Below are 12865 nucleotides of genomic sequence, written 5' to 3' on the forward strand. Positions count from 1 at the left end.
ACGCGGCAGCCACGACCTAGACTGCGGGCATGGACAACGGGGTCGTCGGCTGGTGCCACCCGTGAACCCACGCTCGCCGTCCGGCCTCGACGCCTTCCTCGACCCGGCCGCGCACGTGCTCCTCGTGCGGGACCCGGCCCTCGGGCCGGGAGAGGTCGCCGCGCTCGGCCGGTTCACCGCCCGCGCCGACCAGCGGTCGCTGACCTCCCCGATGACCGACGAGCTCGGCGCCGTGCTGGAGCAGGTCGACGCGGTGGTCGTCGTGGTCCGGGACCGGGTCGCGCTGCGCCGGGCCGTGGCGGCCGCGCAGGGCCTGCCGCGGGCCGAGCGGGTCGCCTGCGTGCTGCTCGAGCTCGTCGGCCAGCCGCCCACCCTGGTGCCGTCCCGCACGTGGCCGCGGCTCACGTCGCTGGCCGTGGACACCGCCGACGGCGGCGCACGGGTGCATGCCTCCTTCGCCGCGCCGGTCCCGGCCGGCCAGGTGCTGGCCGAGCTCGCGCGCCGCACCTCCCCCGCGCACCTGATGGCCCCGGGCTGGCCGGTGCTGGGCGCCCGGCTCGACCAGCCGCACCACTGGCCGCCGGGGGACGCGCTCGCGATCGTCGGCAGCGAGGCGGCGCTGCGCGACCCGGCCCCCGACGACACCGCGGACGTACTGCTGCTCGACACGCCGCCCGACGGCACGGCCGAAGCGCCGCACCCGGTCACCGGCCGGGTCCAGGTCACCCGGGTGCCCACCGGCACGCTCTCCCTGGGACCGCTCGACGACGTGGTGCTGAACCCGGTCGGGTTCAGCCGCCGGCCCACGGTCCCCGCGGCCCACCTGCGACCCCTCGCCGGCGGCCGGCACCTGCTCCAGGTCCGCGCCCCGGGCGCCACCGACGTCGTCGTCGACTCGCGCGCCGGACTCGGCGACGGCCACGTCGAGCAGCTGCGGCCCTACACCGGCGTGCACGTCGACTGGGACGGCGGCGACGGCCCGGTGTCCTACGCCCGGGTGGTCGCCGGCCTGGCGATGGCCGGCGTGCCGCTGACCGCCGACCCGGTGCCGGCCTGGGCGCGGGCCCTGCTCGTGCCGGCGCTGGTCGCCGAGCTGGACCGGGACGCCGACCTCACCGACGACCTGGCCCGCGAGGTGCGCAGCATCCGGCTGCGCCGGGCCGCGCTGGCCGGGCACGGCGCCGGCGCCTGGCGCCGCGGGACGGCCGACACGGTCGACGTACGCCCGGAGCCGGCGACCCGGGTCTCGGTGCTGCTCACCACCCGGCGACCCGACATGCTCGAGCACGCCCTGCGCCAGGTGGGGCGCCAGCGGGGCGCGGACCTGGAGCTGCAGCTGACCACCCACGGCTTCGACGCCGACCCGGCGCTCCTGGCGGCGTTCGCCGAGCGGTCCGGCGTGCCGGTGACCGCGGTCGGCGCGCCCACGGACCGGTCGTTCGGCAACGTCCTGGACGACGCCGCCCGGCGGGCCTCGGGCGACGTGCTGCTGAAGATGGACGACGACGACTGGTACGGCCCGGACTTCGTCACCGACCTGCTGCTGGCCCGCGGCTACTCCGGTGCCGACCTGGTCGGCTGCCCGCCGGAGTTCCTGTTCGTCGAGCCGCTGTGGGTGACGGTGCGCCGCCGGGACGTCACCGAGCGCTACACCTCGGTGGTGGCCGGCGGGACCATGATGGTGTCCCGGGAGGCGTACGCCGCGGTGGGCGGCTTCCGCGACACGCGCAAGTACGTCGACGCCAACTTGTTCCGCGCGCTGCGGGCCGCAGGAGGGACGATCTACCGGACGCACGGGCTCAACTACCTACTCCGCCGACAGTCCGCCGGGCACACCTGGGAGCCTGGACTCGGATACTTCGTGAGCCGGGGCCGATCCCGGCAGCAGTGGAGGGGCTTTCGGCCGAGTCCTCTGCTGGAGCACGAACCGACCGACCGGCCTGCACGGACGCCTCACGAGGAGCCCCCTGGATGACCGAGCAACCCGCACAGTCCCGAGTCTGGGGGAACGCGTGGCGTGACCTCACGCCACCGGTGCTCGGCGCCTGGAAGCCGGAGCTCTCCGTCAGCGTGGTCATCCCGGCCCACCAGGCCGCGGAGACGCTGCCCTACTGCCTGGCCGGCCTGGCCGCCCAGACCTACCCCGCCGAGCTGCTCCAGGTCGTCGTGGTCGACGACGGCAGCACGCCCGCGCTCCAGCTCCCCGAGCTGCGCCCGGAGAACACCAGCGTGCTGCGCACCTCGGAGTCCTGGGGCCGGGCGCACGCCTGCCGCCAGGGCGCCGAGTTCGCGGACGGGGACGTGATCCACTGGCTCGACTCCGACATGCTGCTGCACCACGACGAGGTCGAGGCGCAGCTGCGCTGGCACCACCTCGTCGACTACGCCGTGGTCCTCGGCCACAAGCTGTTCATGGACCCGGCCGAGGGCATGCCGTCGGTGCAGGACGCCTTCGAGGAGGTCCGGGCCGGACGGGCCGGCAAGCTCTTCGACGGCCGCTGGACGGCCACCCACGACTGGGTCGAGGAGTTCGTCGCCAAGCACGACGACCTGAACGCCTGCACGTTCCACGCCTACCTCGTGCACGTCGGCGCCAGCGCGTCGGTGCGCCGGGACTTCTACCTCACCACCGGCGGCCTGGACTCCACGCTCAAGCTCGGCGAGGACGTCGAGCTCGGCTACCGGCTCGCCCAGCGGGGCGCGCTGTTCGTCCCGGACCGCGAGGCGCGCTCCTGGCACCTCGGCCGCTCGACCGTGATGCGCCGGCAGAACGAGGTCAACCGCTACAACCGGCCGTTCGTCACCGACCGGATCACCGACCTGCGGCACTGGCGCAAGAAGGGCCGCAGCTACTCCGTCCCGTGGCTGCAGGCCGTCGTGGACACCCGCGGCGCGTCCTTCGAGGACGTGACCTACACCGTCGACGGGCTGCTCACCGGCAACGTGGCCGACCTCGAGGTCGTGCTGCTCGGGGACTGGACCCAGCACGGCGACGAGCGCCGTCCGCCCCTCGAGGACGCCCAGCTCGACGCCCGCATGCTGCACGCGGAGTACGTCGGCGAGCCGCGGGTGCAGTTCGGCGCCGAGCTGTCGGCGACGGCGTACCCCGCCGCCTGGCGGCTGGTCGCCCCGGCCGGCTGGTCGCCGAGCCGCGACACGCTGCGGCGGATGACCCGGGAGGCCAACGGCCAGAACCGCGGCCTGCTGTCGGTGATGATGCCGGACGGCACCTCGGCCCGCTTCGAGCGCACCTCGACGTTCGCCCGGGCCCTGCTGCTGCGTGCCGAGGGCGAGGACCTCGACGACGTGGCCGACGGCGTCACCGGCTCCTGGTGGTACGACGGGCCCGAGGAGGGCTTCACGCACGTCTCGTCGCGCGTGGAGACCCCGACCGGCGACCTGACCCGGGCCGTCGCCCGGCCGATGCGCCACCCCGCCGCCACCGCCCCGCGGCCGGACGACGGCCCGGCGGACGGGCGCACCGACGACCGGCCGGGCGTCCGGCAGACCGCCCGTCGCGCGCTCGGAGCCGTGCGCCGCCGGTTGCGGTAGTGCGAGGATGACGCGCGTGGCCGGACAGGAGCAGGTGACCGTCGGCATCGGTGCCGGTGCGGCCGGGCTGTCCGGGCACGAGCGCGGCGGCACCAGCGGGCTCGCCACCCAGGACATGGTCCTGAACATCGGGCCCCAGCACCCGGCCACGCACGGCGTGCTCCGGTTGCGGCTCACCCTCGACGGCGAGCGGATCGTCGACTGCGAGCCGATCGTCGGCTACATGCACCGCGGCGTCGAGAAGCTCTTCGAGGTCCGCGACTACCGGCAGATCATCGTGCTGGCCAACCGGCACGACTGGCTCTCGGCGTTCTCCTCCGAGCTCGGCGTGGTGCTGGCGGTCGAGCGGATGCTCGGCATGGAGGTGCCCGAGCGGGCCACCTGGACGCGCACCCTGCTGGCCGAGCTGAACCGGGTGCTCAACCACCTGATGTTCCTCGGCTCGTACCCCATCGAGCTCGGCGCGATCACGCCGATCTTCTACGCCTTCCGCGAGCGCGAGACGATCCAGGCCGTGATGGAGGAGGTCTCCGGGGGGCCGGATGCACTACATGTTCAACCGGGTGGGCGGCCTCAAGGAGGACCTGCCGGCGGGCTGGCTGGACCGGGTCGCCGACGCGGTCACGGCGGTCGGCAACCGGCTCTCCCAGATCGAGGACCTGATCTTCGGCAACGAGATCTTCCAGGCCCGCACCCGCGGCGTCGGGGTGCTCTCGCCGGCCCTGGTCGACGCGTACGGCGTCAGCGGCCCGATCGCCCGGGCGTCCGGCGTGGACTTCGACCTGCGCCGCGACGAGCCCTACCTCGCCTACGACGCGCTGCTGGCCGACGGGTCGCTGCAGGTCGCGGTCCGCGAGGACGGCGACTGCTACTCCCGGTTCGGGCTGCTGCTGGACCAGGTGAAGGTGTCCCTGGACGTGGCCGAGGCGTGCGTCGACCGGCTGCGCTCCCTGGAGCGGGGGCCGGTGAACGTCCGGCTGCCGAAGATCCTCAAGGTGCCCGAGGGGGCGACGTACTGCTGGACGGAGAACCCGCTCGGCATCAACGGCTACTACCTGGTCTCGCGCGGGGAGAAGACCCCCTGGCGGATGAAGCTGCGCAGCGCCTCGTTCAACAACATCGCGGTCCTGCCCGAGGTGCTGGAGGGCTGTCTCGTGGCGGACATGGTCGCGATCCTGGGCTCGATGTTCTTCGTGGTCGGGGACATCGACAAGTGAGTCCCGACCGGTCCGACCCCCGGCACCGGGCTCGACCACCCGGGGACCGATAGGGTCTGCCCGTGCCGTCGACTGAGCTGCCCACGGGCCGCTACCTGAGCTGCCCCATCGACCTGAGCCCGGATGCCGGCGGTCAGACGCGCGCGATGCTGATGCGCAACCGGATCTTCGTCACCGAGGGCGGGGTCAAGCCCGTGGTGGCCACCTTCAACGCCCGCACCGACCTGCCCGAGCGGCGGGCGATGCTGCTCGAGCGCGGGCTGCTGCTGCCGGAGATCAGCACGCCGAACATCTACGAGCACTACCGGAACAACCCCTGGGAGGACGAGGAGCCGGGCGGCGAGCAGCTGCCCGACCTCTCCGCGCACACCGCGACCCAGGAGTTCTTCCCCGACGGCACGCCGTTCCGCACGGTCTACCGCTCCGACCCCTCGAAGGGCTCGGTCTTCGACTACCACCGCGCGGACGGGTCGACGTACCTCCGCCTGCCGAGCTTCGTGTTCAAGGAGCCGGAGACGTGGCCGAGCTCGATCCAGCGGGTCGGGCCGGACGGCGCGGTGCTCGGCGAGTTCAAGTCGGTCGGCCAGTGGTTCAAGCGGTTCGTCCGGCACCTCAGCGGCGACGAGCGGACCTTCGTGTTCGTCGACTCGCGGTTCAGCGTGCAGCACCTGGTGCCGATGCGGGCCAAGAACGTGCACGTGGTCTACGTCCTGCACAACATCCACGTCGCTCCCCCGCGGCTGTGGAGCTCGGAGCTGTCCGACATCTACGGACGGCTGGTCGGCAAGGTCGACGACGTCGACGCGTTCGTGACGCTGACCGCCCGCCAGCAGGACGACATCGCGCAGCGCCGCGGCCGGACCACCAACCTGTTCGTCGTGCCCAACCCGGTGGACATGCCCGACCGGGCGCCGGACCTGCCGCCCCGCGACCCGCACCGGGTCACCGTGGTGGCCCGGCTCGAGAAGCAGAAGCGCCTCGGGCACGCGATCCGGGCCTTCGCCCTGGCCGCCCAGCGGGTGCCCGAGGCACGGCTGGACATCTACGGCGCCGGCAGCCAGCTGTCGGTGCTCGAGCAGGTCGCCGCCAAGCACGGCGTCTCCGACTCGGTCACCCTGCACGGGCACGACCCGCGGGCCCGGGACGCGCTCTGGAGCTCCAGCGCGTTCCTGATGACCAGCCTGTTCGAGGGCTACCCGCTGTCCACGCTGGAGAGCCTCAGCCACGGTTGCCCGGTGATCAGCTACGACATCAAGTACGGCCCCCGCGAGCAGATCAGCGAGGGCGTCGACGGCTTCCTCGTGCCGGCCGGCGGGGTCCGGCAGATGGCCGACCGGATCGTCACCATGCTCACCTCCCCGGAGCTCGTCGCGCGGATGAGCGAGGCGGCCCGGGAGAAGGCCCGCCACCACGGGCACGGCCGGTTCCTCGACGAGTGGCGCCAGGTGCTCGAGCAGGTCGTCGAGCTCGCGCCGCTGCGCACCCACCTCGAGGACGTCCGGCTCGACGTGACCCGCCTGGAGACCGCGGAGCCGGGCCTGCGCGGTCGGCTGTCCCGCCGGCCCCTGCCGGCGCACGCGACCCGCGACGCGGTGCTCCGCTTCGCCGGCGAGCTGCACGTCACCGGCCGCAGCAAGCAGTCCTCCCTGGACGACGCCGAGATCACGCTGACCGCGGTGCACGCAGCGAGCGGGTACAGCGTCGACCTGCCGGTGACGGCCACCCGGTCCGCCGACGGGTTCACGGTGTCCGCGGAGGTCCCGCTCAAGGACGCCTTCGGGGACGAGCGGCTCGACGACGTGCGGCTGCGGCTGCGGCTCGTCTGGCAGAACAGCTCCTGGGAGACGCAGCTCTCCCGCCCGGCCGGGGACGACGACGGCGTCGAGGTGGGCTACACCGCCGACGGCGCCGTACGCCTCAGCCTCCGCTGACCCCGGGAAGCGCCCGGCGGACGATCCGGCCGGCCCGGCCGCGCACCCGCTGCAGCGTGCTGCGCTGGGCCGGGACCGCGGGCGGCCGGGCGCGGAGCCGGGTCCGCAGCTCCCGGATCGTCGCGCGCTGACGGGCGTGCGACTCGAGCAGCAGCCGGTAGAGGTCCCCGATCCGCTCGCCGCGCTCCGCGAGCCGGCCGATCTCGGCCAGCTCGGCGCCGGAGTACTCCGAGGAAGCCAGTCCCCTGGGTACGACCTCGGGGTAGCCGAACTGCTCGAAGTCGGCCGCGTAGTGCCGCCCGACCACGTCGACCACCTCGGGGGTGAACAGCGCCTCGACCGGCGCCAGAGGCGTCTCGTTGCTGCGCCGCAGGACCGGCATCCGCTCCAGGCCCAGCGGCTTCAGGTGGGCCTCGAGGTCGCTCATCAGCTCGCCGAACTCGGCGGTCTGGTAGACCCGGCTGTAGGGCACCCGGTCGGGGCGGAGCAGCCGGGACTGGGAGCGGAAGTGCCGGTCGTGGAAGATCGGCGCCGTCGGGTCGGCCGCGAGGCTCCGCACGAACGTGTGGAAGTCCTCGACCACGTCGCTGGTGGAGGTCGGGATCCGCGGCCAGGTCGCCTCGGGGAAGTGCTTGGCGAAGTGCGGCTCGTGCAGCAGGAACTTCGACTGCCAGCCCGACCACAGCCGGGCGGCGGGGTGCCGGACGACGGCGAAGACGAACCAGCCGTTCTCCGCGGTGATCTGCGCCAGCTCCTCGTCGTCGAGCTCGTGCAGCATCGGGGTGCGCTGCCACCGGGACCGGTGGTGGATGGTCATCGAGCGCGAGGTCTCCGCGCTGGGCGTCTCGTAGAAGTGCTCGGGGTCCTCCTCCTGGAGGTCCGCGACCAGCCACTTGAGGCTCGTGCAGGCGGCCTTGGGGACCGACACGTAGACGGTCTTCCACCGCCGCATCACGTACGTCGCGGTCTTGTTCGGGGGCAGTCCGGTGCGCTGCATCGGGTCAGCCTCTCGGTCGTCGGGCCCGGCCGGCGATCCGGCTGAGCAGCGTGGGGGCCGGCGCGGTCGCCGGCTCCGTGCGTCGGGCGAGCTGGTCTCCCAGGGTGCGGGCGCGGTAGCCGCCGGCGAGGTCCACGAAGGCGTGCTCGCCCCCGGTGACCTTCTGCATGAGGAACTGCCGGTGCGGCAGGGCGTAGATGCGGGCCCCGACCGCCTCGGCGAAGTACACCGCGAACGGGAAGACGAGGGTGGGCTCGAACGTCCGGTCGTGCTGGAAGATCGTCCGGCAGAAGTCGTCGCCGGCCAGGAACCCGCCCTCGCGGATCTTCGGGTAGAGGCTGACCAGGTCGACAGTGACCCCGCGCAGCGTGTGGTCGCCGTCGACGTAGGCGAGGTCCAGGGAGGCGTCCGGGATCCGGTCCACGACCTCGAGCGTCTTGCCGCGCAGCACCACCCGGCGGTCCGCGTGCGCGGCGGTCCGCTCGAGGGTCTCGGCGTGGAACCGCTCGAAGGCGGCATCCTTGCGGTTGGCGGGCTTGTTCCAGTCGTCGAGGTGCCGCCACGGGTCGACCAGGTAGTAGCGCTCGATCCCCGGGCAGTCGTCGAGCATCCGCTGGGCGAAGGCACCCCGGTAGACGCCGACCTCCACGACGGTGCGGATCGACTGCTGCTGCACGAAGTCGACCCAGAGGTCCATGCGGGTGGGTGCCTGGGCCAGGGCCCGGACCGCGGTCTCGTCGAACGTCATGGCGCCTCGCTGCGGTAGGGGTGCACGCCGAGGATTGCGTCGACGACGCGCGCCGAGGCCTTGCCGTCGTCGTGCGGGGCGAACTCGGCCCGGAAGGTCTCGCGCCGCTCGGCGAACCCGTCGGGCCCGCGCAGCGCGGCGACCACCTCCTCGGTGGTCAGGCAGACCGGTCCCGGAACCGTGTCGTGGTAGTCGAGGTAGAAGCCCCGGTTGTCGTCGCGGTACTCCGCGAGGTCGGGCGCCAGGAAGATCATCGGCTTGTCGGTCAGCACGAAGTCGAAGAACACCGACGAGTAGTCCGTGACCAGGGCGTCGGCTGCGACGTACAGGTCGGCGATGTCGGGGTAGCGGGTGACGTCGATGACCCGGCGGTCCGGGTCGACGTCCTCGGCGGCGCGCACCGAGTTGTAGTGCCCCCGGACCAGCACGACGGCGTCGTCGAGCTGCTCCACGACCTGGTGCGGGTCGAGGTAGAGCACCTTGTCGAAGACCCGGCCCACCCGCAGGTTGTCCCGCCAGGTGGGGGCGTACAGCACGACCTGCTGGTGCTCCCCGATCCCCAGCGCCTCCCGGGTGCTGCGGCGCCGGTCGGCGGCGTCGTCGGCCAGCATCACGTCGTTGCGGGGGTAGCCGAGCTCCATCACCGGACCGTCGTACCGGAACGCGCTGGACAGCGAGCGGGTGCAGAACTCGCTCTGGCTGAGCAGGTAGTCCCAGCCGTCGCGCGCGATCAGCAGCTGGCGGCGGTGGTGCCAGTTGAAGAAGTCCAGGTGCGGCCGGTCGTGCGCGATCCGCTTGAGCGGGCTGCCGTGCCAGGTCTGGAAGTACAGCTGGCCCTCCCGCTTGCGGAAGAAGTACGGCAGCGAGGCGTTGACCAGCAGGTACCGCGCGCGGCCGAGCAGCTCGAAGTACTCCCGCGAGAACCGGATCACCGGGCGGGCACCCTCGGGCACCTCCACGGAGTAGTCCATCACGCTGAAGACCAGCTCGAGGTCCTCGTGGCGGCCGGCCAGCTCGCGGCACAGCGCACCCGGGTTGTCGCCCGCGGCCTTGCCGGCGAACGTCTCGAACAGCACCACGTCGAGCAGCGGCTGGGTGCGCGCCTCGGGGTAGGTCTCGTCGCGCAGCCGGCGGCGCATGTACGGCGGCCGGCTGGTCCGCCACTCGGCGGGCACCACCCGCAGGGCCAGCGCGCCCTCCAGCGACACGTGCGGCACGACGTGCAGGTGCGAGTCCTCGACGTACAGCGGCAGCCGGCGCCACAGCGACCGCTCGGGCGCGACGTCGAGCGTCCGGCCGTCGGCGGTGCGGGCCAGCACGTCGTAGCGGTCGGCGGGGAGCGACGTACGGCCCACGCCCCACTCGTCGCCGAACAGGTCCAGCTCGACCTCGAAGGCCTCACCCGTGCGGGAGGCCGGGCGCCAGGCGGTGCGCGAGCGGGGCCCGACCAGCGCGATCTCCACGTCCCGGTCGGTGCTGCCCGACAGCCGGACCACGCCGCCGGACGCGGTCACCTCGGCGACCCGGACCGGCCCGGTCGGCGCGGGCGGACGGAGGTCGGCGCGCGAGGAGGGCCGCAGCTCGATGCTCAGCCCGTCGTGCTGGGCCCACCGCGGCTCGACGGTGGTCCCGCCGACGGTGGAGGTCTCCAGCAGGCCGGCGTTCACGTTGACCGCCCGGCTGTGGAACCCGGCGGTGCGCTGGTGCGCACCGATCCGCAGCTCGGCCTGCACCTCGAGCACGACCGGGACGCGGCCCTCGGGGGTGGGCAGCGTGCTGATGTCGACGTCGCAGCTGAACGCGCCGCCGCTGTGGTCCTCGTGGGCGCGCTGCGACCACTGGTTGACGTTCGGCTCGGGGGTCGGGGTGGTCGGCACCCGCCAGGTCCGCCCGGACGCCGGGTCGCGCAGCACGACCGTCACCTCGCTCGGGGCGTAGGCGTCGTCGAGGTACTCCAGGAACGCCGCGCCCTCGAGGTGCAGCACGTCGGGCCTCGGCCAGCGCACCACCAGCAGCCGGGTCCGGTAGCGCAGCTCGCTGTCCGCGACCCCGGTGAGCTCGTCGGAGGCCTCGGCGAGCGCGTCGATGAAGGGCAGCGTGAGGTGCGGGCGGGCGCCCACCATCCGGTGCGGGTAGCCGTTCTGGTTGTCGAAGGCGTACTCCAGGAAGCTCTCCGCGGCGGCCCGCTCGTCGTGCGCGCACAGCCACGCGATGATCCGGTCCTCGGCCGGGACGGCCGGGAACGTCTCCGCGGAGACCAGGTCCAGGAGCCGGCGCAGCTCGGCGCCGAGGGCCTCCCAGTAGCCGTCGTCGCGGGTGATCGCGGCGCGGACCAGGTCCGGGACGGTGGTGTGCAGCACCTCGGCGAAGTACGCCCGCTGCACCGGCTCGCTGGCCGTGGCCACCACCAGCTCGCCCGCGGTGCAGATCTGCGCGACCCGGTCCGCGACCCGGCCGCGGTCCTGCAGGCCCTGCTGCCACAGCGAGCGGTTGTCCTCGCGCCAGCCCCAGCGGTAGACCACCGAGGGCAGGATGTCCACGCGGTCGGCCCGGAGCATCGCGTCGACGATCGTGACGATGTCGGAGTGGTCCCCCTCGGTGGCGAACGCCAGCCCCTGCTCGTCCCAGAAGGCGCGGCGGAAGACCCTCGTCCCGGGCATCAGGTTGGCCATGATCTCGGGGTGGTCGTCGACGCGCACCCCGATCCGGCGCTGGGCGTTCGACCGCTTGGCCCAGGTCGGCTCCTGGTGCTGGCCCTGCTGCTGGAGGGTGACCGAGCCGATGCTGAGGTCCGAGCCGCTCTCCCGCAGCGCACCGCCGAGGCGCTCGTAGGCCGTCATCAGCACGGTGTCGTCCGCGTCGCAGAACGCGAGGTGCCGTCCGGTGGCCCGGGCGACGCCGGCGTTGCGGGCCGCGCCCACCCCGAGGTGCGGCTGGGTGACCACCCGGACCCGCCGGTCCGCGTCGGCGTGCCGCCGGGCGATCTCCGCCGAGCCATCGGTCGAGCCGTCGTCGACGAGCACGATCTCGAGCTGCGGGTGGGTCTGCGCGAGGAGGCTGGCCAGGCAGGCGTCGAGGGTGCCGGCGGCGTCGTGGAAGGGCACGACCACGCTGAGCCGCGGCAGCGTCGGCCCCCCGCGTCGCAGCACCACGCGTTTCACGAACTGGGCCGGGCGGGTGCGTTTGAGGCGCCTGACCGACAGCTCCATCAGCGACAGTCTCCTTCGGGGGGCCGGTCCGGCGCGCCCGGGCGCCCGGTCGTCCCCGTGTCGGCCAAGGTGGTCGAGACACTCTAACCTTCACCAAAACACTCGCGCGAAACGGCAGGTACGCACCATCGACGTCGCACCCACGTCCGGCAGGCCGGGCGCACCCAGGCTCGCTGCGCTCGACGGGCTCCGGCTCCTGGCTGCGTTCAGCGTGCTGGCCTACCACTACACCGGCATCAACCGGGACTACTGGGGCGCCAGCCCGATGGTGGAGTTCCCGTCGCTGCACCAGCTGAGCCGCTACGGCTACCTCGGCGTCGAGCTGTTCTTCATCATCAGCGGCTTCGTGATCCTGATGACCGCCTACGACCGGACCGTGCAGTCCTTCGTGGCCTCCCGGGTGGCCCGGCTCTACCCCGCCTACTGGGTGGCGATCCTGCTGACCTTCGCGCTGCAGCAGTTCTGGCACGGCGGCCGGGAACCGACTTCGATGGAGGCGCTGGGCAACCTGACGATGGTGCAGTCGGCGTTCGGGCTGACCGACGTCCAGGGCGCGTTCTGGACGCTCTGGGTCGAGCTGCGCTTCTACGTGCTGATCGGCATCTTCATGCTGGTCGGCATGAACCGGCAGCGTCTCCTGGCGTTCGCGGTCATCTGGCCGGTGCTCGGGCAGGTGGCGGAGAACAACCACGCGTCGTTCGTCGCGACGGTGCTGATGTCGACGTACGCCCCGTACTTCGCGGTCGGCATCGTGCTGTTCCTGCTCTCCACCGACCTGCTGAACCTTTCGTGCTGGCTCGGTCTGGGGTTCACCTGGGTGCTGAGCGTGCAGCAGGCCACGGCGTACGCCGAGCGCGCCTCCGCGCTCACCGGCGCGCCGGTGCGGCCGCTGGTGACGGCGGTCGCCGTGACCGTGATGGTGCTGGCCGTGCTGGCGTGCTCGCACGGACCGCTGTCCCGGATCCGGTGGAAGTGGCTGACGCTCGCCGGCGCCCTGACCTACCCGCTCTACCTGGTGCACGGCCAGGTCGGGTTCTTCCTGATCGAGACCCTGCAGACGCACCTGCAGAGCTACGTCGTGCTGGCGATCGCCACGCTCACCAGCTTCGCCCTGGCGTTCGTCATCCACCGGTTCGTCGAGCGGCCCGCCGCCCGGCCGCTGCGCCGTGCGGTGGACCGCTCGCTGGAGAACCTGACGGTGCGCTGAGGCG

Annotated in this window: 9 protein-coding genes; 5 read left to right on the forward strand and 4 right to left on the reverse strand. The window is 73.0% G+C overall.

The genetic code is table 11. The features are described 5' to 3' along the window. Positions 1-61 precede the first annotated feature (61 nt). The gene (locus KRR39_RS17405) at positions 62-1975 is read left to right on the forward strand and encodes a glycosyltransferase family 2 protein (RefSeq protein ID WP_216938743.1); all 1914 of its coding nucleotides are present in this window, start codon (positions 62-64) and stop codon (positions 1973-1975) included. After that, positions 1972-3552, forward strand: a complete 1581-nt coding sequence (locus KRR39_RS17410; protein ID WP_216938744.1) for a glycosyltransferase family 2 protein — start codon at positions 1972-1974, stop codon at positions 3550-3552. The genes KRR39_RS17405 and KRR39_RS17410 overlap by 4 nt, the downstream gene beginning before the upstream one ends. A gap of 261 nt (positions 3553-3813) precedes the next feature. Here the strand turns inward: KRR39_RS17410 and KRR39_RS25090 are convergent, their stop codons facing one another. Next, a complete protein-coding gene (locus KRR39_RS25090) occupies positions 3814-4023 on the reverse strand; it encodes a hypothetical protein (RefSeq protein WP_254185225.1) in 210 nt (69 codons plus the stop codon). Between the two features lie 71 nt (positions 4024-4094). Between KRR39_RS25090 and KRR39_RS25095 the strand changes: the two genes are divergently transcribed. Both KRR39_RS25095 and KRR39_RS17420 read left to right on the forward strand, forming a co-directional pair. Then, the gene (locus KRR39_RS25095; RefSeq protein ID WP_254185226.1) at positions 4095-4769 is read left to right on the forward strand and encodes an NADH-quinone oxidoreductase subunit D-related protein; all 675 of its coding nucleotides are present in this window, start codon (positions 4095-4097) and stop codon (positions 4767-4769) included. Positions 4770-4831: 62 nt separating this feature from the next. After that, positions 4832-6700: a glycosyltransferase gene (locus tag KRR39_RS17420; RefSeq protein ID WP_216938745.1), complete on the forward strand. Its 1869-nt coding sequence runs from the start codon at positions 4832-4834 to the stop codon at positions 6698-6700. Here KRR39_RS17420 and KRR39_RS17425 read toward each other — a convergent pair. Genes KRR39_RS17425 through KRR39_RS17435 form a run of 3 tightly spaced genes read right to left on the reverse strand, consistent with a single transcriptional unit; the run spans position 6687 to position 11654 of the window. Then, positions 6687-7697 (reverse strand): sulfotransferase family 2 domain-containing protein, encoded by a 1011-nt coding sequence (locus KRR39_RS17425; RefSeq protein ID WP_216938746.1) that lies wholly within the window; start codon positions 7695-7697, stop codon positions 6687-6689. The two genes, KRR39_RS17420 and KRR39_RS17425, sit on opposite strands and share 14 nt — an antisense overlap. A gap of 4 nt (positions 7698-7701) precedes the next feature. Beyond that, the gene (locus tag KRR39_RS17430) at positions 7702-8445 is read right to left on the reverse strand and encodes a class I SAM-dependent methyltransferase (protein ID WP_216938747.1); all 744 of its coding nucleotides are present in this window, start codon (positions 8443-8445) and stop codon (positions 7702-7704) included. Then, entirely contained in the window at positions 8442-11654 is a 3213-nt protein-coding gene (locus KRR39_RS17435) for a bifunctional glycosyltransferase/CDP-glycerol:glycerophosphate glycerophosphotransferase (RefSeq protein ID WP_216938748.1), read from the reverse strand. Before KRR39_RS17435 ends, KRR39_RS17430 begins: the two co-directional genes overlap by 4 nt. Here KRR39_RS17435 and KRR39_RS17440 point away from each other — a divergent pair. Beyond that, entirely contained in the window at positions 11623-12861 is a 1239-nt protein-coding gene (locus KRR39_RS17440; RefSeq protein WP_302053507.1) for an acyltransferase family protein, read from the forward strand. The two genes, KRR39_RS17435 and KRR39_RS17440, sit on opposite strands and share 32 nt — an antisense overlap. The last annotated feature ends 4 nt before the right edge of the window (positions 12862-12865 follow it).

It is taken from the genome of Nocardioides panacis, assembly GCF_019039255.1.
In the GTDB taxonomy this organism is placed as follows: Bacteria; Actinomycetota; Actinomycetes; order Propionibacteriales; family Nocardioidaceae; genus Nocardioides_B; species Nocardioides_B panacis.

Excerpts from the sequence above, each read along its gene's own strand:
- KRR39_RS17410 (WP_216938744.1), top strand. The coding sequence starts at position 1,972 with ATGACCGAGCAACCCGCACAGTCCCGAGTCTGGGGGAACGCGTGGCGT.
- KRR39_RS17435 (WP_216938748.1), bottom strand. The coding sequence starts at position 11,654 with ATGGAGCTGTCGGTCAGGCGCCTCAAACGCACCCGCCCGGCCCAGTTC.
- KRR39_RS25095 (WP_254185226.1), top strand. The coding sequence starts at position 4,095 with ATGCACTACATGTTCAACCGGGTGGGCGGCCTCAAGGAGGACCTGCCG.
- KRR39_RS17430 (WP_216938747.1), bottom strand. The coding sequence starts at position 8,445 with ATGACGTTCGACGAGACCGCGGTCCGGGCCCTGGCCCAGGCACCCACC.
- KRR39_RS17425 (WP_216938746.1), bottom strand. The coding sequence starts at position 7,697 with ATGCAGCGCACCGGACTGCCCCCGAACAAGACCGCGACGTACGTGATG.